Source organism: Methylobacillus flagellatus KT, from assembly GCF_000013705.1.
Classification (GTDB): Bacteria; Pseudomonadota; Gammaproteobacteria; order Burkholderiales; family Methylophilaceae; genus Methylobacillus; species Methylobacillus flagellatus.
The window spans coordinates 758,795-781,831 of the sequence record NC_007947.1 but is presented as its reverse complement, the minus strand read 5'-3'; the positions used below and the strand labels follow the sequence as shown (position 1 = coordinate 781,831).

Annotated in this window: 19 protein-coding genes; 4 read left to right on the top strand and 15 right to left on the bottom strand. The window is 58.1% G+C overall.

Going from position 1 to position 23,037, the window contains the following annotated elements:
- Nucleotides 1-128: 128 nt before the first annotated feature.
- The 12 genes from MFLA_RS03815 to MFLA_RS03760 all read right to left on the bottom strand — a co-directional run bounded on the left by MFLA_RS03815 (nt 129) and on the right by MFLA_RS03760 (nt 16,331).
- The gene (locus MFLA_RS03815; protein ID WP_011479110.1) at nt 129-1,562 is read right to left on the bottom strand and encodes an efflux transporter outer membrane subunit; all 1,434 of its coding nucleotides are present in this window, start codon (nt 1,560-1,562) and stop codon (nt 129-131) included.
- Nucleotides 1,559-4,714 carry a multidrug efflux RND transporter permease subunit gene (locus MFLA_RS03810; RefSeq protein ID WP_011479109.1) on the bottom strand — a complete coding sequence of 1,052 codons (3,156 nt, stop codon included), beginning with the start codon at nt 4,712-4,714 and terminating at the stop codon, nt 1,559-1,561. Before MFLA_RS03810 ends, MFLA_RS03815 begins: the two co-directional genes overlap by 4 nt.
- A gap of 19 nt (nt 4,715-4,733) precedes the next feature.
- On the bottom strand, nt 4,734-7,868 hold the full coding sequence (locus MFLA_RS03805) for an MdtB/MuxB family multidrug efflux RND transporter permease subunit (protein ID WP_011479108.1): 3,135 nt from the start codon (nt 7,866-7,868) through the stop codon (nt 4,734-4,736).
- Nucleotides 7,865-9,205: an MdtA/MuxA family multidrug efflux RND transporter periplasmic adaptor subunit gene (locus MFLA_RS03800; RefSeq protein ID WP_195742073.1), complete on the bottom strand. Its 1,341-nt coding sequence runs from the start codon at nt 9,203-9,205 to the stop codon at nt 7,865-7,867. The genes MFLA_RS03805 and MFLA_RS03800 overlap by 4 nt, the downstream gene beginning before the upstream one ends.
- Nucleotides 9,206-9,380: 175 nt before the next feature.
- Nucleotides 9,381-10,568, bottom strand: coding sequence for an acetate/propionate family kinase (locus MFLA_RS03795; protein ID WP_011479106.1), 1,188 nt, complete (start codon nt 10,566-10,568; stop codon nt 9,381-9,383).
- Nucleotides 10,565-11,521, bottom strand: coding sequence for a bifunctional enoyl-CoA hydratase/phosphate acetyltransferase (locus MFLA_RS03790; protein ID WP_011479105.1), 957 nt, complete (start codon nt 11,519-11,521; stop codon nt 10,565-10,567). The genes MFLA_RS03795 and MFLA_RS03790 overlap by 4 nt, the downstream gene beginning before the upstream one ends.
- Before the next feature lie 137 nt (nt 11,522-11,658).
- Entirely contained in the window at nt 11,659-12,057 is a 399-nt protein-coding gene (gene gloA / locus MFLA_RS03785) for a lactoylglutathione lyase (RefSeq protein WP_011479104.1), read from the bottom strand.
- A gap of 281 nt (nt 12,058-12,338) precedes the next feature.
- A complete protein-coding gene (locus MFLA_RS14330; RefSeq protein WP_011479103.1) occupies nt 12,339-12,596 on the bottom strand; it encodes a YfhL family 4Fe-4S dicluster ferredoxin in 258 nt (85 codons plus the stop codon).
- A gap of 19 nt (nt 12,597-12,615) precedes the next feature.
- Nucleotides 12,616-13,098, bottom strand: a complete 483-nt coding sequence (coaD, locus tag MFLA_RS03775) for a pantetheine-phosphate adenylyltransferase (RefSeq protein WP_011479102.1) — start codon at nt 13,096-13,098, stop codon at nt 12,616-12,618.
- Between the two features lie 39 nt (nt 13,099-13,137).
- Nucleotides 13,138-13,695 (bottom strand): 16S rRNA (guanine(966)-N(2))-methyltransferase RsmD, encoded by a 558-nt coding sequence (gene rsmD, locus MFLA_RS03770; RefSeq protein WP_011479101.1) that lies wholly within the window; start codon nt 13,693-13,695, stop codon nt 13,138-13,140.
- Nucleotides 13,682-15,022, bottom strand: coding sequence for a M16 family metallopeptidase (locus MFLA_RS03765; RefSeq protein WP_011479100.1), 1,341 nt, complete (start codon nt 15,020-15,022; stop codon nt 13,682-13,684). The genes rsmD and MFLA_RS03765 overlap by 14 nt, the downstream gene beginning before the upstream one ends.
- Nucleotides 15,012-16,331, bottom strand: coding sequence for a M16 family metallopeptidase (locus tag MFLA_RS03760; RefSeq protein WP_048811842.1), 1,320 nt, complete (start codon nt 16,329-16,331; stop codon nt 15,012-15,014). The genes MFLA_RS03765 and MFLA_RS03760 overlap by 11 nt, the downstream gene beginning before the upstream one ends.
- Before the next feature lie 328 nt (nt 16,332-16,659).
- Between MFLA_RS03760 and ftsY the strand changes: the two genes are divergently transcribed.
- Genes ftsY through MFLA_RS03740 form a run of 4 tightly spaced genes read left to right on the top strand, consistent with a single transcriptional unit; the run spans nt 16,660 to nt 20,357 of the window.
- Nucleotides 16,660-17,667 (top strand): signal recognition particle-docking protein FtsY, encoded by a 1,008-nt coding sequence (gene ftsY / locus MFLA_RS03755; RefSeq protein ID WP_011479098.1) that lies wholly within the window; start codon nt 16,660-16,662, stop codon nt 17,665-17,667.
- 52 nt (nt 17,668-17,719) lie between these two features.
- Nucleotides 17,720-18,376 (top strand): cell division ATP-binding protein FtsE, encoded by a 657-nt coding sequence (ftsE, locus tag MFLA_RS03750; RefSeq protein ID WP_011479097.1) that lies wholly within the window; start codon nt 17,720-17,722, stop codon nt 18,374-18,376.
- Nucleotides 18,373-19,272, top strand: a complete 900-nt coding sequence (gene ftsX, locus MFLA_RS03745; RefSeq protein WP_011479096.1) for a permease-like cell division protein FtsX — start codon at nt 18,373-18,375, stop codon at nt 19,270-19,272. The genes ftsE and ftsX overlap by 4 nt, the downstream gene beginning before the upstream one ends.
- 29 nt (nt 19,273-19,301) lie before the next feature.
- Nucleotides 19,302-20,357 (top strand): hypothetical protein, encoded by a 1,056-nt coding sequence (locus tag MFLA_RS03740; protein WP_011479095.1) that lies wholly within the window; start codon nt 19,302-19,304, stop codon nt 20,355-20,357.
- Nucleotides 20,358-20,503: 146 nt separating this feature from the next.
- Here MFLA_RS03740 and MFLA_RS03735 read toward each other — a convergent pair whose 3' ends face one another.
- The 3 genes from MFLA_RS03735 to MFLA_RS03725 are packed head-to-tail and all read right to left on the bottom strand — an operon-like array spanning nt 20,504 to nt 22,987.
- Nucleotides 20,504-21,280 carry a ferredoxin--NADP reductase gene (locus MFLA_RS03735; protein WP_011479094.1) on the bottom strand — a complete coding sequence of 259 codons (777 nt, stop codon included), beginning with the start codon at nt 21,278-21,280 and terminating at the stop codon, nt 20,504-20,506.
- 31 nt (nt 21,281-21,311) lie between these two features.
- On the bottom strand, nt 21,312-22,241 hold the full coding sequence (locus MFLA_RS03730) for an electron transfer flavoprotein subunit alpha/FixB family protein (protein ID WP_011479093.1): 930 nt from the start codon (nt 22,239-22,241) through the stop codon (nt 21,312-21,314).
- Nucleotides 22,241-22,987 (bottom strand): electron transfer flavoprotein subunit beta/FixA family protein, encoded by a 747-nt coding sequence (locus MFLA_RS03725; protein ID WP_011479092.1) that lies wholly within the window; start codon nt 22,985-22,987, stop codon nt 22,241-22,243. Before MFLA_RS03725 ends, MFLA_RS03730 begins: the two co-directional genes overlap by 1 nt.
- Between the last annotated feature and the right edge of the window lie 50 nt (nt 22,988-23,037).

The window sequence follows — 23,037 nt, the reverse complement described above, 5'->3', positions numbered from 1 at the left end:
TGGGAATATTGTCAGATGACCAGTGTCAGTTGCAAATGAGCAGATGTTGCAACAGCCTGCCTCGCCATGCTGCCGCGCACTCCAGCCTTGATGGCAGGTCACCGGCGGCGGCAAGTATCAGGCATCCGTCATTTATTCTGTATAGGCAAACCATCCCAGCCGCCACCCAGCGCAGCAATCAATTGCACGCTGCTGATCAGGCGGCTTTGCTGCAAGGTCAGCAGCGTACGCTCACTATTGAGCGCCGTGGTCTGGGCGGTCACTACGTCCAGAAAACCAATCAGGCCGACACGGTATTGATTGGTATATTGCCTGAGCGCCTTGCGCGCTGCCGCCACAGACTCTTCCCGCAGCGTGGCCTCCTCACCCAAGGTGTGCAATGCCACTAGGTAATCCTCGACTTCCTGAAATGCGGTCAGGACTGTCTGTCGATAGCCAGCCACTGCGGCATCGTAACTGGCCTCGGCTTGCACAACGTTATACTTGTTCTGCAGGCCGTTGAATAAGGTCATGGCAAGTTGTGGCCCGACCGACCAATAGCGGTTGGGCATGGTCATCCAGTCATCAAATGTTCTGCTACGGTATCCGCCCGTCGCCGACAAGGTCAAGCTCGGGTAATAGGCGGACTTGGCCACCCCGATATTGGCATTGGCCGCCATGACTGAGCGCTCTGCTGCCGCCACATCCGGCCTGCGCTCAAGTAGTTGGCTTGGCACGGCTGCCGGCACGGCAGGCAATTGCGGCATTGTATCGGCTTCAGCCAGGCTGAAATTCGCAGGCGCCTCCCCGATCAGCACGGCAATCGCGTTTTCCAGCTGCGCCCGCTGCCAGACCAAATCAACCAATTCCGCTTCCGTATTCTTGAGCTGGGTGGTGGCCGCAGCGACATCGGCGCTTGCCACTACGCCACGCTTGTACTGGCTCTCGGTCAACTGCACTACACGGCGGTAGGTGTCCGCGGTTTCTGTCAAAAGCCGCTTTTGCTGGTCCATGACCCGGAGCTGCAGATAGTTCTGCACCAGCTCGGACTGCATGCTGAGCCGCATGGCCGCCAGGGTGGCGAGGCTAGCCTCCGCACTGGCCCTGTTTGCTTCCAGGGTACGCCGCAAACGGCCCCAGATATCGATTTCCCAGCTTGCATTCAGAGCAGCATTGTAAGTGGTGCGTATGCCACTGACCTGCACGGCCTGGCTGGAGGTCGAACTGCCCGCTCCCTGTCCCGCCCTGGTCTTGCCCAGCGTTGCATTCAGCTGAGGCCACAAGGCGCCGCGGGCGCTTTGCGCCAGGGCGAAGGCCTGCCGGTATTGTGCTTCATACTGGGCCAGGGTCAGATTGCTGTTGTTGAGGCGGGCGACCAGCTGGTTGAGTTCTGCATCGCCATAGCGCTTCCACCATTCCCCCTTGGGAATGTCATCGGCTGGGGCAGCGATGCTCCACCCTTCCTGATGCTTGAATGCGGCAGGCGCCACGGTTTGCGGCCTGCGGTAATCCGGACCGACCATGCATGCCGGCAACAACAGGGACAAGCCGATAACGCCTAGCTTGGCAGAGAAAGAATTCATTCCGTTTTCTCCATCATTGCGGCCTGCGGCTTGCGACGCAAGACCCACAGGCGTAAACGATCAAGGTAAAGATAGACCACGGGTGTGGTGTATAAGGTAAGCAACTGACTCAGCAGCAGGCCGCCGACGATCGCGATACCCAGAGGCCGACGCAATGGCGCATCGCCGTCGGTGCCGAATATCAATGGCAATGCGCCCAGCAACGCCGCCATGGTCGTCATGAGAATGGGGCGCAGACGCTGCTGGCAGGCATCCATGATGGCATCCCTGGAAGACAAGCCACGTTCGCGCTCCGCCACCAGTGCGAAATCGATCATGAGAATGGCGTTTTTCTTGACGATGCCAATCAGGAGGATGATGCCGATCAAGGCGATGAGGGTGAGCGGCGTATCGAACAGGATCAAGGCGAGCAACGCACCCACACCTGCAGAAGGCAGTGTCGAGAGGATGGTGAGTGGATGGACGTAACTCTCGTACAGCATGCCCAGGACAATATAGACCGAAACCAGCGCAGCCAGGATCAGCCATGGCATTTGCTTGAGCACTTTGCTTTGGGCGCTGGCCGTACCGGAAAAGGTCGCCTGCACGTTGAGCGGCATTTTGAGATCGGCAAGGGCACTCCTGATCTTCTGCTTCGCATATTCGAGATTACCGCCCTCTGGCAGATTGAAGGAATAGGTCACGGAGGCGAACTGCCCCTCGTGCTCTATCCTTGGCGGTGCATTGTTGTAACTCAGGCTCACGAGGTTGGACAGCGGTACACGGTTGCCGCTGGCAGTCAGCACATAAAGGCTAGACAAGATATCGGGGCCCTGCATGTATTTTTCGTCCACACCCATGACCACGCGGTACTGGTTCTGGTCTTCGTAAATCGTGGAAATCTGGCGCTGGGCGTAGGAGTTGTTCAGCAGCGCAATCACCATCTCAACGTCGATACCCAGGCGTTTGGCCGCCTCGCGGTCTATATCGAGGAAAACCTGTATTGAACGGCTGCGGCCGCCGCCGCCAACATCCGTGATATCGGGCAAGGATTGCAGAGTCTCCAATACCTTGTTCTCCCATTTGCGTAGGTCTTTGACATCATCGCTCTTCAGTGTCATCTGGTAGCTGGAATCGGTAGATCGGCCGCCGATGCGCAAATCCTGCATATTGACCAGGAACATGGAGGCCCCCGGCACTTGCGCCAGCTTGGGCCGCAAGCGTGCAATGACGGCTTGTGCCGACTCACGCTCGCGAATGTTCTTGAGGATAATGATAAAGTTGCCGGAATTGGTGGAGGCACCCGGCCCGCGTCCACTACCCGACATCCCCATGACCTGGTCTACTGCGGGATCTGCCAGCAGGATGCTGCGGAATGCTTCCAGCTTTCTCTGTAGCTCATTGAACGACACGCCTTGGTCCGCGCGGGCATTGCCAAACAGCCGGCCAGTATCCTGCTCCGGAAACATCCCCTTGGGGATGGCAATATAGAGGTAGACATTGACCGCAACTGCGAACAGCAGGATCACCATCATCCCCGCAGCATGATCCAAAGCCCAGGCCAGGCTCTGGCGGTAGCGGCGCTGTATGCGGATGAACAAGCCTGCTCTGCGTCTCTCCGGGGCGCTTTCTCCCTCAATGGTCGCAGCATCTTGACGCCTGAGCAGATAGGCGCACAGCATGGGCGTCAGCGTCAGCGAGACGAACAGCGAGACCAGGATCGCGACAGACAGCGTCACTGCAAACTCCCGGAACAGGCGGCCAGTGATATCTCCCATGAACAGCAGCGGGATGAACACCGCCACCAGCGAAAAGCTCATGGACACCACGGTAAAGCCGACTTCACGGGCACCGCGCAACGAAGCCCGGAGCGGCGCTTCACCCTGCTCGATGCGCTTGCTGATATGCTCAACCACCACGATGGCATCATCCACGACAAAACCCGTGGCGATGATCAGCGCCATCAAGGTCAGGTTATTCAGTGAATACCCACAAAGATACATGACGGCAAAGGTTGATATCAGCGACACCGGCACGGCCAACGCAGGAATCAGCGTCGCGCGACTATTTCGCAGGAAAAGAAACACTACCAGGATCACAAGCGCCACCGCAATCACCAGTGTCAGCTCGGCTTCGTGCAGGGAAGCACGGATATTCGGGCTGCGGTCTTCCACAACGGTGAGCTTGATATCCTCGCCCAGGCTACTCTGGATGCTGGGCAGCTCTGCATGGATACGCTCAATCATCTCGATGATGTTGGCGCCCGGCTCGCGGCTGACCATCAGCAGGATGGCACGCTGGTTATTGTGGAAGCCCACGTTGCGGATATCCTCCACCGAGTCATACACCCTGGCCACGTCGCTCAGGCGCGTCACCGCACCTTGATTGGTGGCGATGATGAGTGAGCGGTAATCCTTGGCACGCAGCAGGCGGTCATCCGCATCCAGCTGCCAACGGTATTCGTCATTCTGCAGATATCCCTTGGGGCCGTTGCCATTAGCAGCGCTGATGGCATTGCGTACTGCATCCAGCGACAGTCCTTGCTGAACCAAGGCATCGGGATTGATATCCACGCGTACTGCCGGCAGGGAGCTGCCTGCGACATTGACCTGGCTCACCCCCTGTACTTGCGAAATCTTGCGCGACACCATGTTGGTAGCCAGGTCGTACAGCTCACCCATGCTCTTGGTTCTGGAAGTCATGGTAAGCACCATGCTCGGCATATCCGCCGGATTGATCTTGCGATAGCTGGGTCGATTCGGCATGCCGCTGGGCAACATGCTCGCAGCCGCATTGATTGCGGCCTGCACTTCCCGTGCAGCGACATCGATATCCTTGTCCAGGTTGAACTGCAAGGTAATCGACGTGCTCCCCTGGGAACTGGATGACGTAATTTCGCTGATGCCCGATATCCGGCCCAGGCTACGCTCTAGCGGTGTCGCCACCGAAGAGGCCATGGTCTCCGGGTTCGCACCGGCCAGCGAGGCGGTAACATTGATCGTCGGGAAATCCACCTGCGGCAACGGCGCAACCGGCAACAGGCCAAAAGCCAGCCAGCCCGCAAGCATCATGCCCAGCGACACCAGCAGGGTCATCACTGGCCGCAGGATGAACAGGGAGGCAGGTCCGCGCTCATCGGGCCTGAGCCTGGACCAGGAAATGATGCGCTTCATGCGAGGCCTTCCGCCTGCATCAGGCCAGCTCCTCACCCGTGTTGCCGCTACGGCGTTCCGCACTGGCACGTCGGCGCCGCACCAGACGATCGAACATCAGGTAAATCACAGGCGTAGTGAAGATGGTCAGCAATTGCGACAGCAACAGCCCACCCACCATGGTAATACCTAGGGGCTGCCGCAATTCCGCGCCCGCCCCGGTGGAAAACATCAGCGGTAAGGCGCCGAACAAGGCTGCCATGGTCGTCATCAGGATGGGGCGGAAACGCAGCAGGCAGGCCTGGTAGATCGCATCTACCGGCTTGAGCCCCTGCTCGCGCTCCGCAGCCAGTGCAAAATCGATCATCATGATGGCGTTCTTCTTCACGATGCCGATCAGTAAGATGATGCCGATGATGGCCACCATGCCGATTTCATGTCCGTACACCCACAATGCCAGCATCGCCCCCACGGTTGCTGAAGGCAGCGTGGAAAGAATGGTCACTGGATGGATAAAGCTCTCATACAGGATGCCGAGTACGATATACATGCATACCAGCGCCGCCAGGATCAGGAACAAGGTATTGGAAAGCGAAGCCTCGAATGCCAGCGCCGCTCCCTGGAACCGGGTCTGTACACTGCCCGGCAACTGCAGCCCGGCCACGGCCTCTCGAATAGCCGCCACAGCATCACCCAGCGCGACATTTTCAGCCAGATTGAAAGACACGGTGGCGGCAGGGAATTGGCCGATATGGTTAATGGTGAGCAAGGTGTTGCGCTCCTCAACGTGTACCAGTGTATTGAGTGGCACCTGCGTCGTCACTACATTGCCTGCGCTATCGGTGCTGCTCCCGGGCACATAGAGATTGGCGAGCGCCACAGGGCCGCTGCGGAAGTTGGGCGGCACTTCCATGACCACACGGTATTGGTTGGCCTGGGTGTAGATGGTGGAAATCAGCCGTTGGCCGAAAGCGTTGTACAACACCGCATTGATATTGGCAACGGTCACCCCGAGCCGGGCCGCATTGTCACGGTCTATCACCAGGAAAGCCTGCAGGCCCTTGCCCTGAAGGTCACTGGCGACATCGGTGATCTGCGGCAACTGGCCCAGGCGTTCCAGCACGCGCGGCATGGCAGACTGCAGCACGCTGATATCGGGGTCCGTGAGCAAGAAGCGGTACTGTGTGCGGCTGCTCTTGTCCTCTATGGTGAGATCCTGCACCGGCTGCAGGTAGAGCTTGAAATCCGGGATATCCGCCGTCGCCTGCTTGAGACGGGCGATCACCTGACTGGCGGTCACGTCGCGATCCGCATGGGGCTTGAGGTTGATCAGCAAACGTCCGGTATTAAGCGCTTCGTTGGTACCGTCTACCCCGATGTAGGATGACACGCTTTCCACGGCCGGGTCGCGCTGGATCACGCGGGCCAGATGCGCTTGCTTTCTTGCCATGGCGTTAAATGACGCCGACTGTGGTGCCTCGCTGATCCCCTGGATCAACCCGGTGTCCTGGGTCGGGAAGAAACCCTTGGGCAAATAGAGATAGAGCAGCACCGTAATGAGCAGCGTCACCAATGCTGCAAACAGTGTCGACCACTGATGCGACAACACCCATTTCAATGCGCGGCCATAATGCGTGATGAGCCCCTGCATCATCCGGGCGCCGGCCTGAGAAAACCGCCCCTTTTCGGTGTGTGGCACATGTTTGAGCCATAACGAGCACAACATGGGGGTCAAGGTCAGAGAAATCAGCATCGATACGAGAATGGCGATGGCGAGGGTCAACGCAAACTCGCGGAACAAGCGTCCGGCAATATCGCTCATGAAAAGGAGCGGAATCAATACGGCAACCAGTGAAACCGTCAATGAAATGATGGTGAAGCTGATCTGCTTCGAACCCTTCAATGCCGCCTGCAGCGGACTGTCTCCCTGCTCAATGTAGCGCTCGATATTTTCCAGCATGACGATGGCATCGTCGATGACGAAGCCGGTGGCAATCGTCAATGCCATCAAGGTAAGGTTATTGAGGGAAAACCCAGCCAGGTACATGACGCCAAAGGTGCCGATCAACGACAGTGGCACGGCAATGGACGGTATCAGGGTTGCACGGGCATCCTGCAGGAAAAGGAAAGTCACCAGGACTACCAGCCCGATCGCAAGCAGCAGTTCGAACTGCGTATCCCTCACCGAAGCCTGGATGGTGTGACTGCGGTCGCTCAGGATGGAGACATGCACATTCTCTGGCAGGCTTTCCTTGAGGCTGGGCAACATGTCCCGCACACGCTCGACCACCTCGATCACATTCGCCCCGGGCTGGCGCTGGATATTGACGATGACGGCCGGCTTGTCATTTGCCCACGCGGCGAGGTATTCGTTTTCGGCACCGTCATAGGCCTCAGCCACGTCCTTGAGCCTTATCGGCGCGCCATTCTGGTAGCTCAGCACCAGGTTGCGATACTCCTCGACGCTGCGCATCTGATCATTGGCATCGATGATGGTAGAGCGCGTGGCACCGTTGAAGCTGCCCTTGGATCCGTTCAGGTTATTGCTGGCAATCGCCGTCCGGATGGACTCCAGGCTGAGGCCATAAGCCGCCAGCGCGGTGGGATTGGCGCTGACGCGTACTGCCGGCCGCTGCCCACCACTGATGCTGACCATGCCGACACCTGAAATCTGCGCGATCTTCTGTGCGAGCCGCGTATCGACCAGGTCCTGCACCTTGGGCAGGGGCAAGGCGTCGGAAGTGACGGCCAGGGTCAACACAGGGACATCAGCAGGATTGACCTTGCTGTAGACCGGCTGAGTCGGCAAATCATTGGGCAGCAGGTTGGATGCGGTATTGATCGCGGCTTGCACGCCTTGCTCGGCAATGCCCAGGCTCGTATTGAGGTTGAAGCGCAGTGTGATCACCGAAGCGCCGCCTGAACTGCTGGAAGACATTTCGTCCAGGCCTGCAATCCTGCCGAGCTGGCTTTCCAACGGTGCTGTGATCATGGAATTGACCACCTCGGGGCTGGCCCCGGGATACAAGGTCTTCACCTGGATAGTGGGATATTCCACTTCCGGCAAGGAGGCGACAGGCAACAAGGTATAGGCCAGCAGGCCTGATATAAGCAAGGCCAGCATCAGCAGCGTAGTCGCTACCGGCCTTTCGATAAAAACCCGGGAGGGATTCATGCGCCGGGGCCTCGGCCTGGTGAACCGGCTCCGCGCCTGCCCTCCGCGCCACCTTGCCTGCGCTCTCCCTGCTTGCCTGCAGCAGGCAGAACATCATCCTCGCCCGCAACCCGTACCACCATCCCATCCGACAACCTGTCCACACCATCCACCACGATGCGTTGCCCGGCGGCCAGCCCCTGGCGCACCTCCACCTGCTCAGCCTGGCTGATGCCGACAGTAATACGCTGCTTCGACACCTTTTTCTCTGCATCTATCGTATAGACGTAGGTGCCCTGGTCGTCGCGCTGCAAGGCGCCAGCCGGAATCAACAGTGCATTGGGCACTTCCGCGGCCTGCAGACGCACATTGACAAACTGGTTGGGATAAAGGCTGTCGTCTGCATTGTCGAAACGCGCACGCAGCTTGAATGTGCCCGTTGCAATGTCGATCTGGTTATCAATGCTCACCACTTTGCCTTTGGCAATGCGTACCTGACGCTGGCGATCCAGTGCCTCGACCACCAGCTTGTCAGGATTCTGACTCAACTGCCGCCTTACCGTTGCAAGCTGTTGCTCCGGCAGGCTGAATACCACGCTGATCGGACGCGTCTGCGTCAGTACGGTGATTGGCGTAGTGGCATTGACCGACACCTGGTTGCCGACATCGACCTGTCGCAGGCCGATGCGTCCGCTGATCGGCGCCCGCACCTTGGTAAAGTCCAGATTCAGCCTCGCTGCCTCGAGCTGGCCCAGTGCATTGTCCAGGTTGCCCTGATACTGGCGCACCAGGGCTGCCTGGGTATCCAGTGTCTGGATCGCGATCGAATCCTCTTCCTTCAATTCCTGATAGCGCGCAAGATCAATCTCGGCGTTTCTGAGCTGGGCACGGTACTGGCTCACAATACCCTCTGCCTGCCTGAGCGCCGCTTCATAAGGACGCGGATCGATCTCGGCCAGCACGTCGCCCTGCTTCACCTCTTGGCCTTCCGTGAATAATATCCTGCTCAGCTGACCTTCCACCCGGGCCGTAACGTTCACTGTATTGAGCGAAGTCACCGTGCCTACCGCATCCAGCTTCACGGAAAGCGGCATCTGAACTACTTCGCCTACACTGACCAGCATGCTCTCTCCGAACATGCCAAAACGGCCTCCGCCGGGGAAGCCGCCTCCAGGCCTCGGGCCGCCAGCTCCAGGACCGCCGGCAGCACCCGGCGGCATCCCTTGCCTCATCCCTGGGGGACCGTGCTCCGGCGACGACGACAGAGGCACATACTTCCATAACGCATAAGCGGCGGCTGCCAGTACAATGGACAAGATGAGCCAAGGACGCAGGGTTTTCAATAATGGAGTGGACATAGGATGTTATACATCTGAATGGAATAGTTTAAACGGCTATGACGCCTTGCTTGCCGCAGCTGTCTGCCAATGCACTGCCCTGAAAACAATATTATTTGCTCACAACCTATCGCGGCAAACTAATTTACACAACTCTACATAGAACCATGGCAGTTTAGCTGGCGCTTACAAAGCTTTACAAATCGAAGCGCAGCAATGCCTGTGCATGGCGTGCAGCCATCCACTCCTCGTTCGTCAAGGCCACGAGTGCCAGGGGCCGGCTACCTGGCGCAGAAATCACCTGTGCATGCGCCTGGTTGGCTGCTTCATCCAGTTCCAAACCAAGAAAGTCCAGTCCATCCACCACTCGCTTGCGTATCTCTGCGTTATGCTCCCCGATGCCGGCCGTGAACACCAGCATGTCCAGCCCACCAAGTGCCGCTGCCATGGCACCGATCTCCCGCACGATGCGCCGCACGTACAATGCCAGCGCCAGCCGCGCGCGTGGCTCCGCTGCTTCGCATTGCAGCAATACGCGCGGATCGGATGCGATGCCGGACACGCCCAGCAGGCCGGATTCGTGATACAGCATTTCCCCTACCCTGGCCGGCGTAAGATGCTCAACTTCCATCATGTGCAGTAGCACGCCGGGGTCGAGCGCACCGCAGCGTGTGCCCATCATCAGGCCGTCCAGCGCGGAAAAGCTCATGGTGGTTGCCATGCTGCGCAAATCCTGCATGCCGCACAAGCTGGCACCGCTGCCCAGGTGCGCAACGATGGTGCGCCCCCTGGCCCGGTCTCCGGCCAACTCCGGCAGGTGCATGGCCATGTACTCATAGGACAATCCATGAAACCCATAACGCCTGATGCCGCGCTCGTAGGCCGCATAAGGCAGTGGCAAGACCTGTTCGACCTCGGGCAGGGTATGGTGGAAAGCGGTATCGAAACAAGCCACCTGAGGCAGGCCAGGGTCTATTTCCAGCAAGCGTTCAATCGCCTCCAGGGCAAAAGGCTGGTGCAGCGGCGCCAGGGGGATGTAGCTGCGCAGGTCGCGCAAGACCTCATCATCCACGCGCACCGGCTTGAAATACTTGCTGCCACCATGCACGACGCGGTGCGCAATCGCTACCAACCGATCGCCATGCAATTGCGCCTGTGTACGGTCGATAATGTAGCGCAACGCCTCGGAATATGGATGCTCGCAACCGAGCTCCACCTGGTACGGCCTGGTCAGGCTATCTCCGTAGCTGGGATGGGGGCCGAGAATGCCATCCACTTTGCCGTTCCAGCGCGGCCTGCGTGGAATCTCGGCCTGGCCGATGTCGAACAAGCCGAACTTGATGCTGGAGGAACCGCAGTTCAGGACCAGTACCAGTTTGCTCATGGCGGGCACTCCCGGTAATGCCGGGCGAGGATGGAAGCGATTGCACAGGATGCCAACCGGCTCTGCTTGGGGTCTGCCCTGCTGGTGAGGACAACCGGTACTTTAGCGCCAACCACGATGCCGGCGCTATGCGCATTGCCAAGGTACTCAAGCTGCTTCGCCAGCATGTTCGCGCTTTCCAGGTCCGGCGCCACGAGGATATCGGCCTGTCCCGCCACTGCCGAACTGATCCCTTTTATCTTCGCCGCTTCGCTGGAAATGGCATTATCGAATGCCAGCGGCCCGTCGAGCACACCGCCGGTAATCTGCCCGCGATCCGCCATCTTGCAGAGGATGGCCGCATCCATCGTCGCCTGCATGTGTGGGGAGACCGTTTCCACTGCCGCCAGCAAGGCCACCTTGGGAGACTTCGCACCAAGAATCACGGCCAGGTCGATGGCATTGCGTACGATATCCGCTTTCGCCGACAAGTCAGGCGCGATATTGATCGCCGCATCCGTGATGATGAAGGCGCGAGGATAAGTCGGCACCTGCATGAGGAAACAATGCGAAACCCGGCGCTTGGTGCGCAACCCCGCGCTGGACGGCAAGATCGCGGACATCAGCTCGTCGGTATGCAGACTGCCTTTCATGAGCGCCTGCACCTCACCTGCGGCAGCCAGCTCCGCTCCTTTTGCCGCAGCCGCATGACTATGTGGCACATCCGCAATCTCGATGCCTTCCAGGGTTAGCCTCTCCTGCCGGGCAACAGCCTCCAGCTTGCCACGCGGAGCAATCAGCACGGGATCTACCAACCCCAAGGTTTTCGCCTCCAGTGCCGCTGCCAGGCTGACAGCATCGCACGGATGCACCACGCCCGTCCTGACAGCAGGCAACGCCTGTGCATAACGGATCAAGTCCTGCAACAAATCCAGTGACTGGCCTGGCGTGGCCAAGGGTAAAGCTGGTGACATTCGCGGCTCCTTATTCTCGGTGCATGTGCCTCGCCAAATTTCGACTATCAGCCGCTTGCGAGCGCAGTGCAGAAATTGCTGTCGGCCCGGTGAAGAAAATCCGTTGAGCGCTGGCCCAAGATTCGTTCAAACAGGCATCAGGCCGGCGTCCAGGTACCCTTCTGGATGAACTCCACCTTATAGCCGTCCGGATCCTCGATAAAGGCGATCACCGTCGTACCATGCATCATCGGCCCAGCCTCGCGCACTACCTTGCCACCAGCCTGCCTGACCGCTTCGCACGCGGCATAGGCGTCGTCCACTTCGATGGCGATGTGGCCGTAGGCATTGCCCTTGTCATAACTGCTGGTATACCAATTGTAGGTCAGCTCGATCACCGCCTGGTCACGTTCGCTGCCATATCCGACAAATGCCAATGTGAACTTGCCATCAGGATACTCATGGCGGCGCAATAGCTTCATGCCGAGCACCTGGGTATAGAACGCCAGCGACTTCTCCAGGTCGCCGACCCGTAACATGGTATGCAATATGCGCACGAGACTTTCTCCCTATGATGAATGACTAAAGTCGCATTATAACTGCATCAGTTTTAGTCTCCATGGAGATGCCGGCAATCAACGAGATTAAAGATGGACGATGGTCTCGCCACCATTGTCGATAGTGCTAACTGGATTTGATGAAGACTCCCGGCCGCCTGAGACGGCCGATGGGACTTGGAATTGCACTTTTCTCGAAGCAACCACGATTCGCGAGCTGACCGATGGACACCACATCAAACCCCGACGCGGGGCGCGTCGTCAGCTTCAGCAGTCAAGACTCAAGACTGCTTTACCAGCATGATCCGCAGGTATTTCTGGTGCAATTGCTCATGCGTCTCTGCATGGTCCGGGTCATGCGGTATACAGCCTACCGGACAAACATCCTGGCACTGCGGATTGCTGAAATGACCGACGCACTCGGTGCAGAGGTTGGGGTTGATCTCATAGATTTCCTCGCCCTGATAGATCGCGCCGTTGGGGCACTCGGGCTCGCAAACATCGCAGTTGATGCATTCATCCGTGATCATTAGCGCCATGGCGTACTCCTTGCCCCGCTCAAGCCAGCTTGAGCGTAATGCGTTCCTGCACCAGGGGCGAGACGAACTGGCTGATGTCGCCCTTGAGCTGGGCAATCTCACGTACCAGGCTGGCCGAGACGAACATGTGCTGCTCAGCTGGGGTGAGGAAAATGGTTTCCATCTCGGGGAATAGCTGGCGGTTCATGCCTGCCAGCTGAAATTCATACTCGAAATCAGACACCGCCCTCAGCCCGCGCACTACGGCGCGTGCACCCTGCTCACGCACAAAATGCATCAACAGGCCAGAAAACCCCAGCACCTCGACATTCGGGCAATCGGACAGGATGCTGGAAGCCAGGTCCACGCGTTCATCCAGTGTAAACATGGGATGTTTCCCCGGGCTTTTGGCAACCGCCACGACAACATGATCAAACAAGCCGGCGGCACGCCGCACAATATCTTCGTGACCGCGGGTGATCGGATCAAAGGTGCCTGGGTAGACGACTTTCAGCTGACTCAAATCAATATCCTTGCAATGCGAAGCAGGCAGAACTGCCTGTCAATCGGTTGATCTATCTGCCAATTTTAACAGGTGATAGAAGACATTGCCCGCCTTGCCTTGCTTGATGACCTGCCACAACGCATCGTCACAGAGCGCAAACTCGGCCTCCACATACACCACACCGCCCTCTGCCAGGTGGTTTGGCAGACAGGGCAGGAGCTTGGGCAACCACCCCTGCTGATAGGGAGGATCAAGGAAGATCACGTCGAAGCGTTCTCGATTCTGTGCGAGGAATTGCACGGCATCCTGCTGCAATATGCGCGCAGCGCCCGCCTTGAGCAGGGACTGGTTCTGCTGCAGAGATTTGGCGGCAGGTGCGGATTTCTCTACCAGCACAACGGCGCTCGCGCCACGAGACAACGCCTCGAAGCCCATCGCGCCAGTACCGGCAAACAAGTCGAGGCAGCGCCTCCCATGCATATCCTGGCCCAGCCAATTGAACACGGTCTGGCGCACACGGTCAGGGGTAGGCCGTAAGCCCGGCACATCCGGGAAGCTCAGCAGGCGGCTGCGCCACTCCCCGCCGCTGATACGTACCCGGTTATTTGCCGCCACTCTCGGTGCCGCCCACCACCACCGTCACCATTTTCTCAGGGTCGATGCGGCGGCTGAACGCATCCTTAATCTGGGCCGCCGTCACCGCTTCCACCTTGCCGTTGAACTCATCGAGGTAATTGAGCGGCAGTCGATAGAAACCGATCACGGCCAAATAGTCGAGGATTTTGCTGTTGCTGTCGATCCGCAGCGGAAATCCGCCGACAATGTTTTGCTTGGCCGCCTTGAGTTCTGCCTCGGTCACGCCCTTGCTGATGAAGTTGGCCAGGGTTTCGCGTACCAGCCTGAGTGCATCGTCGGCCTGGTCGCGCTTGGTCTGCAGGCCAATCTGGAACTGACCCAGTTGCTGCATCGGCAAGAAATAGCTGTACACGCTATATACCAGCCCGCGCTTTTCGCGCACTTCTTCTGTCAGGCGAGAAACGAAGCCGCCCCCGCCAAGAATGTAATTACCGACGTAAAGCGCGAAATAATCCGGGTCACCTCGTTTCACTCCCGGGTAACCCAGCATGATGTGAGATTGGCTTGCCGGATGCGGGATGCGGCGCTCTACCGCAGCTTGCGGGTATGCCACCTCGGGCAGGGCAGCAGCAGCAGGGCTGTCTGGCAAGCCCGCGGAAATACGCTCGGCAATCGCGCGCGCCTGTTCCGGCGTCAGGTCGCCCATCAGGGCAATCACGGCATTTCTTGCACCGTAGTAACGACGGTAGAACTGTTGCAGGTCTGCCTGGCTGAGCGCACTCACCGCCTCTGGCTCCCCTTCCTCTTCCACGGCATAGGGATGGCTGCCATACAGTGCCTTGAGGAAAGCCCGGTTGGCGATGCTCGCGGGCTGGGTAGCCGCCTCCTTGAGGCCAGCAACGATACGGGCCTTTTCCCGCGCCAAGGTGGTTTCGGGAAAATCAGGCTGGTGCAGAATCTTTGTATAGATATCCAGCGCCACCTTCTGCTCGCGCTCGCTGCTCAGGGTGCGCAACTTGAGTGCCGCCCGGTCAGCATCGAGATCGCCGCCGAGAATGGCGCCGACATCGGCCATGCCGCTGGAAATCTGCTCGTCTGACATGCCGCCTGCACCCAAAGTCATGAGGTAGCGGGTCAGCCCGGCCAGCCCGGGCTTGTCGCCATCGCGCGCACTACCCGCAGCAAAGTTTGTACTGATGTCGATGATGGGCAGATCGTGATTCTCGACGAAATAGACCGCGCTTCCATTACTGGTCTCCCAGTGCTGGATATTGAGAGCGGCCTGTGCATAAAGGGCCGGCAACAGTCCTGCGGCAATGATGAGTACCTGTTGCACGCGCCTGACAAAAGAAAGATTAGTGCGCATATGGCTTGCCTTTTGGTTTTGCATTGGGGTCAATCGGTTGCGGATCCAGGATGGCCACTGTCATGCCGTCCTTGACGAGGTATTTGCGGGCGACATCCTGCACCTGCTGCGGCGTCACTGCCTGCAGCCTTGCGGGGTAGTGCTTCAGTGTGCGCCACGAGAAACCGGTAGTCTCCAGGCGGCCGATCTGCATGGCTTGGTAGAACATGGAGTCGCGCTGGTATACATCGGCCGCGATGACCTGGGCCTTGACGCGCTGCAACTCTTCTTCCGTCACACCTTCCTGCTTGATGCGCTCCACTTCATTGAGCAAGGCTTCTTCCAACTCTGCCACTGTCCTGCCTTCACTTGGCGTACCTTCCAGCTCGAACAAGCCGACCTGTCCTCGCTGGATCAGGTCATAACCAGCCCCCACCTCCACGGCCAGCTGCTTCTGCCGGACCAGGTTCTGATTGAGGCGTGCTGAGGCGTGGCCATCCAGTACGCCGGCAAGGATTTCAAGCGCATATGGCTCCCAATCCTTGTCTGCATCCTGCAATACCGGCACATGAAAACCCAGGCGCACGTAAGGCAGCTCGGCAGGCACTTTCACCACGATGCGGCGCTCGCCAATCTGCTTCGGCTCCACCTGGGGCTTGCGCGGGGGCAAGGCATGTGGCTTGATCTTGCCGAAATGCTGCTTGGCAAGCTTGTACACCGCCTGGGGATCGACATCACCCACCACGACAAGAATCGCATTGCTCGGCGTATACCAGGTCTGATACCACTCGCGCGCATCTGCGACCGTCATGTTCTCCAAGTCGTTCATCCAGCCAACAATGGGGCGACCATAAGGATGGGCATGGTATGCGACCGCATTGAACTGCTCGTTGAGCATGCCCTGCGGCTTGTCATCCGTGCGCCAGCGGCGCTCCTCCATCACCACCTTGATTTCTTTCGAAAACTCTTCCTCGGTCAGTTCCAGGTTGGCCATGCGATCAGCCTCGAGCCTGATCGCCAATGGCAACTTCGACTTCTCCAGCTGTTGGTAATAAGCGGTATAGTCAGTGCCAGTAAACGCATTCTCACGCCCGCCGGCAGCCGCAATCAGCCGCGAGAACTGCCCTGGCGGCACAGTCTTGGTGCCCTTGAACATCATGTGTTCCAGCACATGGGCTACGCCAGTCTTGCCATTGACCTCGTCCACGCTGCCAGCGCGGTACCACACTTGTGACACCACGACGGGCGCACGGTGATCCTCCTGTACAATGACGCGCATGCCGTTGTCGAGCTTGAATTCATGCGTTTCTGCAGCCTGCGCCTGCGGCATGCATGCCAGCGCAATATATAGCAGTGCTGATGCTGCCCCTCCCCACCGGCTTCTGTCAGCCAGCATGGGGCGATTTTTGATTGCTTCAACCACCTTGTTCTTCTCCTTTTGGCGCATCAAGAATGCGGCATTATAACGGCACTTGATGCATGCATATGGCAAACCCCCAGGCGCTTGGTGGCTCAGGGATCATGAATGACAACTTTGCTCTGACCCGGCAGCAATGACTAAGTTCTATCTCCCGCATGTGAAGTAAAAGACGCGCACATACCGTTATTGAGCACCTATTTTGCTTTAGAATATCCAATCCATTGTCATTTCAATACCCATGTTCGACTTTTTCAAGAAAAACAAGCCTGAGGATCCACCTACGCCAGCGGCGCAAGACCCTGTCCCTGCGCCGCAGCCGCTAACCCAGGAAAAGCCTTCCTTGAGCTGGGCGGAGCGGCTCAAGCGCAGCCTGGCCAAGACACGCAGCCAATGGGGCCAGCAACTGGCACGCCTGTTCGGTGGCGGTAAGATTGACGAAAACGTTTACGAGGAGCTCGAAACCATCCTGCTGACCTCTGACGTGGGCATCGCCGCCACCCAGGCGCTGCTGGAGCAGATCCGCACGCGCGTGAAACGTCAGAACCTCAGCGACACCACCCAGCTCAAGGAAGCACTCAAGCAATCCCTGCTGGAGCTGCTCACCCCGCTGGAGAAGCCGCTGGATACCACCACCGCGCAACCTTTCGTCATCATGCTGGCCGGTGTCAATGGTGCAGGCAAGACGACGACCATAGGCAAACTCGCCAACTTGTTCCAGGCCCAGGGCAAGTCCGTCCTGATCGCAGCGGGTGATACTTTCCGCGCTGCGGCACGCGAGCAGCTGCAGGCCTGGGGCGAGCGCAACAACGTGCACGTGGTTGCTCAGGAGAGCGGCGACCCCGCTGCCGTGATTTTCGACGCCGTCAATTCGGCCAAGGCGCGCGGCATCGATATCGTGCTGGCAGACACCGCAGGCCGGCTACCCACACAGCTCAACCTCATGGAGGAGATCCGCAAAGTGCAGCGCGTCATTGACAAGGCACTGCCTGGCGCCCCACATGAGGTCCTGCTGGTACTGGATTCCAACACCGGGCAGAACGCGGTTACGCAGGTCAAAGCATTTGACGATGCCCTGGGCGTTACCGGCCTTGTGCTGAGCAAGCTGGATGGTACCGCCAAGGGCGGCGTAATCGCGGCGATCGCACAATCGCGCCCCGTTCCCATCCGCTACATCGGCATCGGCGAATCCATCGACGATCTTCGTCCATTCAAGGCCAGCGAGTTCATCGATGCATTATTTGAATGACGCGCTGCTGATGGCATAACATGCCTTGCTTGAATAAGGAAATCTTTCGCGCATGATACGTTTCGACCAGGTCAACAAGCGTTACCGCGGCAGCGACGAGATATTGCGCAATGTCAGCTTCGAGATCGAAGCGGGCGAACTGGTGTTCATCACCGGGCACTCTGGTGCGGGTAAAAGCACCCTCCTCAAGCTGATGGCAGGTATAGAACGCCCTTCCAGTGGGACCGTATTGATCGGCAACCAGAACATCAGCAAATTGCGACCGCGCATGCTCCCCTACCTGCGCCGCAAGTTCGGCCTGGTATTCCAGGATCACAAGCTACTATATGACCGCAGCTGTTTCGAAAATGTCGCCCTTCCGCTCTACATCAATGGCATCACCGGGCAGGAAGCTGCCAGACGCATCCGTGCAGCACTCGACAAGGTAGGCCTGCTTGGCAAGGAGAAAGCGATCCCCATCACCTTGTCGGGCGGAGAACAGCAACGCCTCGCCATCGCGCGCGCAGTGGTCAGTCGCCCTGCCATCCTCATTGCGGACGAGCCAACGGGCAACCTGGATGAAGCGTACGCCTCGGACATCATGACGCTGTTCCTCGCATTCCAGCAAGTAGGTGCCACCGTCATCATCGCCACGCATGACGCACACAGTATCCAGAGCATTCCCGCTAAAGTCCTGCACCTCGACCACGGAAAGCTTTCGGTATCATGAAACACTGGATCAACCAGCACACACAGGTCTGGCGCCTCGTCCTGTCCCGCATCATGCGTAACAAGCTCTCCACCCTCATGATCTGGGGCGTCATTGGCATCGCGCTGAGCTTGCCCGCTATCCTGTATATTGTCATCGACAACCTCAACCAACTGGCAGGCAACATCAGGAATGAGCCGCAAATCAGTGTTTTCATGAAGCTGGATGCCGAGGCAGCCTTGGTGAAGGAATTCAACCAAACACTGCAACAGCACCCGGGCATCGCAAAATACCAGTTTGTCAGCAAGGAAGCCGCATGGCAGGAAATGCAGGAAAGCCAGAATATTGCCAGCCAGCTGGAGGAGAACCCCTTGCCCGATGCATTCTTTATCGAGCCCAAGGACCATTCCCCCGACGCCATTTCCCGCCTGCACCATGAACTCCAGGGGTATCCAGGCGTAGAACATGTGCTGGCTGACGCAGACTGGGCCAAGCGCCTCTATGCGCTGCTGCAGCTTGGCAGAAAGGCAGTGTGGGTGCTTTCCGGCCTGCTCGGATTTGCATTGGTGGCCATTATCGGCAATACCATACGTCTGCAGATTGCCACCCAGCGCGAGGAAATTGAAGTCAGTAAATTGATAGGCGCCACCGATGGATTCATCCGTCGCCCATTTCTCTATGCAGGCAGCTTGTACGGCCTGGGCGGCAGCCTGCTTGCATTAGGATTCGTCAATGGCATATTGACCATCTTCAACTTTTCGGTCGCAGAGCTGGCAGAACTTTATGGCAGCAGCTTCATCCTAGTATTACCCGGCTGGGAAATCAGCCTGGGGATAGTCGCATGCGCTGTCGTGCTCGGCTGGCTGGGCTCCTATATTGCCGTCAGCCGCTCACTGGCAAGCTTGAACCCCCACTAATCGATCGAGAACCCCGGACTGAATTCACCGTGGCTGCCCTACGCCTGTTTCGCCACCTCTACGCATTGATCGCAAGTCGTCTCGGTCAGACACGCGCTCACACGGATCAAGCCGCCCTTCCCTGGGAGGCCCCTGTCGATGGGGAGGACTACTTCGAATTCCGTATCAGCCGACGCACACTGTATGCATTGATCTTTTCCCTGATCCTGCACTTGATCCTGTTCTTCGGCTTCATCATGCCGACGATGGATCAGGGAGAGGAATCCGAGAAGGATGGCGGGCAGAAAGAGTTGGTCGTGAGCCTGGCCCAACCGGATAAGAAGCCGCAACCTGAAATGGCACCACCGCCAGCGGCTACGCCACCACCGCCTCCTGCCAGCAAGCCCACGCCCCAACAGCCACGCAGGCAAAGCAAGCCTGCGCCCCCCGTCGTCACTGGCAAGAGCAAGCCTTTGCCCCAGCCCGAGCAAAAACCGGCCCCCCGCCCTGAGCCGCAGCCTGCACCGACGCCAGCGCCGCCGCGCCCGCAGGAGCCCGACCCCTCGCAATATTCGGATATGTCATCCTATATGGCCGCCATGCGTGAATACCGCCGCGCCACCGACAACAACTATGCAGCGATGATGGAAAACCAGCGCGCCCAACGCGAATCCGGCAACCGCTCGTTGTCCGACGAAGAAAAACGCGATGAAACCATCAAGAAAAACCTGTCCTCGGGGGCCAGCGGCGTCTTCCGCATCCTCAGCATGAGCAACTACACCTCCACTTTCGAGTTCCGTGGCTGGATCAACGATTTCAGTACTGCCAAACGCGAGGTATTCCAGATCGAGGCCAAGGCGGGCGAAGACATCCAGCGCGCCACCGTGCGCAAGATGATAGAACTGATTCGCCGCCACTACTCTGGCGACTTCAACTGGGAATCAAGGCAACTGGGCCGCGTGGTGGTATTGTCCGCGCGCATGGAAGACAGCGCCGGTCTGGAGGATTTCCTCATCAAGGAATTCTTCGGCGATGGCGACATACGTTACCTGGATATGCAGCGCCAGAGACCACCGCCTGGACCACCTAGGTATCCGGTGCCCTAGTGCTTGACGTAGGGCGAGCACAGCTGCCAAGTTACTGTTGACGTTGGTGCCGCTGTGTTCACTCTTGTAAAAGCCCTTAAAAGCAAAAAAGCTTGATGCTGCATGCATCAAGCTTTTTTATTCATATATCAGGAAAAGCGTATCGATTACTTCTCGGCAAACGCCCGTTCGATCACGTAATCCCCGACATCACCTATCCGCTCCGACACCTTGAGCCCTGCAGCATCGAGAATCTTGCAGGTATCAACCAGCATTTGCGGGCTGCCGCACAGCATGGCGCGATCCGTTTCAGGATTGAGCGGCGGCAGGCCGATATCCTGGAACAGCTTGCCGCTTTCCATGAGGTCGGTCAGGCGGCCCTGATTGCGGAATTCCTCGCGGGTCACGGTGGGGTAGTAGATCAGCTGGTTCTTCACCTGCTCGCCGAAAAATTCGTTTTCCGGCAATTCCTTGGTAATGAACTCTTCGTAAGCCAGGTCATTGACACGGCGTACTCCATGCACCAAGATCACTTTCTCGAAACGCTCGTAGATTTCAGGATCTTGGATCAAGCATATGAATGGCGCCAGACCAGTACCGGTTGAAAGCAAGTAAAGATGCTTGCCAGGCCGCAGGTCGGACAGCAGTAATGTACCGGTAGGCTTACGGCTGACCAACAGCTCATCCCCCACCTTGAGGTGCTGCAAGCGTGAAGTCAGTGGACCATTCGGAACCTTGATGCTGAAGAACTCGAGGTGCTCCGCATAATTGGGGCTGGCAATGCTGTAGGCGCGCATCAGCGGCTTGCCATCCACCTGCAGGCCGATCATGACGAACTGCCCATTCTCGAACCGCAGGGACTCATTGCGTGTGGTAGTAAAACTGAACAGGCTGTCGTTCCAGTGCTTAACGCTCAGTACTTTCTCGGAATTAAATGCACTCATTGATTGTAGATTCTCTTTGAATTTTTTGGGTTTACTTGCTCAAGGCTGCCGTTAGTTCGGGCACTGCCTCAAACAGGTTGGCCACCAGGCCGTAGTCCGCATATTGGAAAATAGGTGCATCAGGATCGTGGTTGATCGCAACGATAATCTTGCTGTCTTTCATGCCTGCCAGATGCTGCATCGCACCGGAAATGCCAATGGCGAAATACAGCTCGGGCGCGACGATGGTACCGGTCTGCCCGACCTGGATGTCATTCGGTGCAAAGCCCGCATCCACAGCAGCCCGGGTTGCGCCCAGCGCGCCACCAAAGCGATGTGCCAAGGGTTCGAGCAACTCGTTGAAGCGCTCACCCAGGCTTCGTCCACCTGACACCACAACACGCGCGGAAGAAAGCTCGGGCCGGTCTGACACGGTCTTGTCTTCCTTCACCCAGCGGCTGAGACCAGTACTGGGAGGCACATTGACTTTAGCCACTTCGGCATTGGCACCATCGGTAGCGGCGGCAAAAGAGGTAGCACGAATCGTCAGCACCTGAATGGCATCACTGCTTTCAACGGTAGAAAGCACGTTACCTGCATAGATCGGGCGTACATACGTTGCCGGCGCGGTAATGCTCACCACGTCGGAGACCATTGCCACATCAAGCAAGGCAGCAACGCGCGGCAATACACTTTTGCTGAAAGAAGTATGCGCAGAAAGAATCACCTTGTAGTCTGCCCCGAGCTGCACCAGCAATGCAGCCACATCCTCTGCCAGGGGGTGCTCGAAATGCGCTGCCTCTGCATGCAGCACCTTGGCGACACCAGCGATCCCGCTAGCTTCCTTGGCAAGTGATTCGCTACTGGAGCCAGCCACCAGGAGATGGATGGGAAGTTGCCAGGCAGCGGCGGCGCTGACTGCCTGACGGGTAGATTGCTTGATGTGGTTGCCGTCGTGTTCGGCCAGAATCAGGATACTCATTACAGGACTTCCGCAAGACGTAGTTTTTCAACGAGTTCGGCCACGTTCGCCACCTTGATGCCAGGCTTGCGTGGCTCGGGATCTGCAACTTTGAGTTGCTTGAGGCGGGGCGCAATATCGATACCGAGATCGGCTGCCTTGATATTTTCGATCGGCTTTTTCTTCGCCATCATCATCGCGGGCAGCTTGATGAAGCGAGGTTCGTTCAGACGAAGATCAGTCGTGACGACCGCAGGCAGCTTGAGCGCCACCACGTCAGTACCACCATCGATTTCGCGCGTGACCTCGATTTCATCGCCCTTGACCTCGAGCACGGAGGCAAAAGTGCCCTGCCCTGCATTGATCAAGGCAGCCAGCATCTGGCCGGTCTGTCCAAGGTCGTCGTCAATGGCCTGCTTGCCGAGAATGATGAGGCGAGGCTGCTCGCGCTCCACCACAGCCTTGAGCAGCTTGGCAACACCCAAAGGCTGCAATTCGGCCTCGGTCTCGACCAAGATGACCCTGTCGGCGCCCATGGCCAATGCATGGCGCAAGGTATCCTGGCTGTTGGTCTTGCCGATGGTCACGGCAACGACTTCAGTCACAATGCCACGTTCCTTCATGCGCACTGCTTCTTCCACGGCAATTTCGTCAAATGGGTTGATACCCATCTTGACGCCGGCGATATCGACATCAGAGCCGTCCTGCTTCACGCGGGGCTTGATGTTGTAATCCACCACATGCTTTACAGCAACTAAGACTTTCATATTGTGATCCCACTCCATCATTTGCCGCATATTTTAATCAGCGGTAAAAT

Bases quoted from the DNA above. Each gene is read 5' to 3' on its own strand.
- MFLA_RS03730 (WP_011479093.1), bottom strand. From the start codon at position 22,241: ATGAGTATCCTGATTCTGGCCGAACACGACGGCAACCACATCAAGCAA.
- ftsY (WP_011479098.1), top strand. From the start codon at position 16,660: ATGTTCGACTTTTTCAAGAAAAACAAGCCTGAGGATCCACCTACGCCA.
- MFLA_RS03735 (WP_011479094.1), bottom strand. From the start codon at position 21,280: ATGAGTGCATTTAATTCCGAGAAAGTACTGAGCGTTAAGCACTGGAAC.
- ftsX (WP_011479096.1), top strand. From the start codon at position 18,373: ATGAAACACTGGATCAACCAGCACACACAGGTCTGGCGCCTCGTCCTG.
- MFLA_RS03800 (WP_195742073.1), bottom strand. From the start codon at position 9,205: ATGTCCACTCCATTATTGAAAACCCTGCGTCCTTGGCTCATCTTGTCC.
- MFLA_RS03810 (WP_011479109.1), bottom strand. From the start codon at position 4,714: ATGAAGCGCATCATTTCCTGGTCCAGGCTCAGGCCCGATGAGCGCGGA.
- ftsE (WP_011479097.1), top strand. From the start codon at position 17,720: ATGATACGTTTCGACCAGGTCAACAAGCGTTACCGCGGCAGCGACGAG.
- MFLA_RS03795 (WP_011479106.1), bottom strand. From the start codon at position 10,568: ATGAGCAAACTGGTACTGGTCCTGAACTGCGGTTCCTCCAGCATCAAG.
- MFLA_RS03765 (WP_011479100.1), bottom strand. From the start codon at position 15,022: ATGCGCACTAATCTTTCTTTTGTCAGGCGCGTGCAACAGGTACTCATC.
- MFLA_RS03790 (WP_011479105.1), bottom strand. From the start codon at position 11,521: ATGTCACCAGCTTTACCCTTGGCCACGCCAGGCCAGTCACTGGATTTG.
- MFLA_RS03815 (WP_011479110.1), bottom strand. From the start codon at position 1,562: ATGAATTCTTTCTCTGCCAAGCTAGGCGTTATCGGCTTGTCCCTGTTG.
- MFLA_RS03725 (WP_011479092.1), bottom strand. From the start codon at position 22,987: ATGAAAGTCTTAGTTGCTGTAAAGCATGTGGTGGATTACAACATCAAG.
- MFLA_RS03805 (WP_011479108.1), bottom strand. From the start codon at position 7,868: ATGAATCCCTCCCGGGTTTTTATCGAAAGGCCGGTAGCGACTACGCTG.
- MFLA_RS03760 (WP_048811842.1), bottom strand. From the start codon at position 16,331: ATGCCGCAGGCGCAGGCTGCAGAAACGCATGAATTCAAGCTCGACAAC.
- MFLA_RS14330 (WP_011479103.1), bottom strand. From the start codon at position 12,596: ATGGCGCTAATGATCACGGATGAATGCATCAACTGCGATGTTTGCGAG.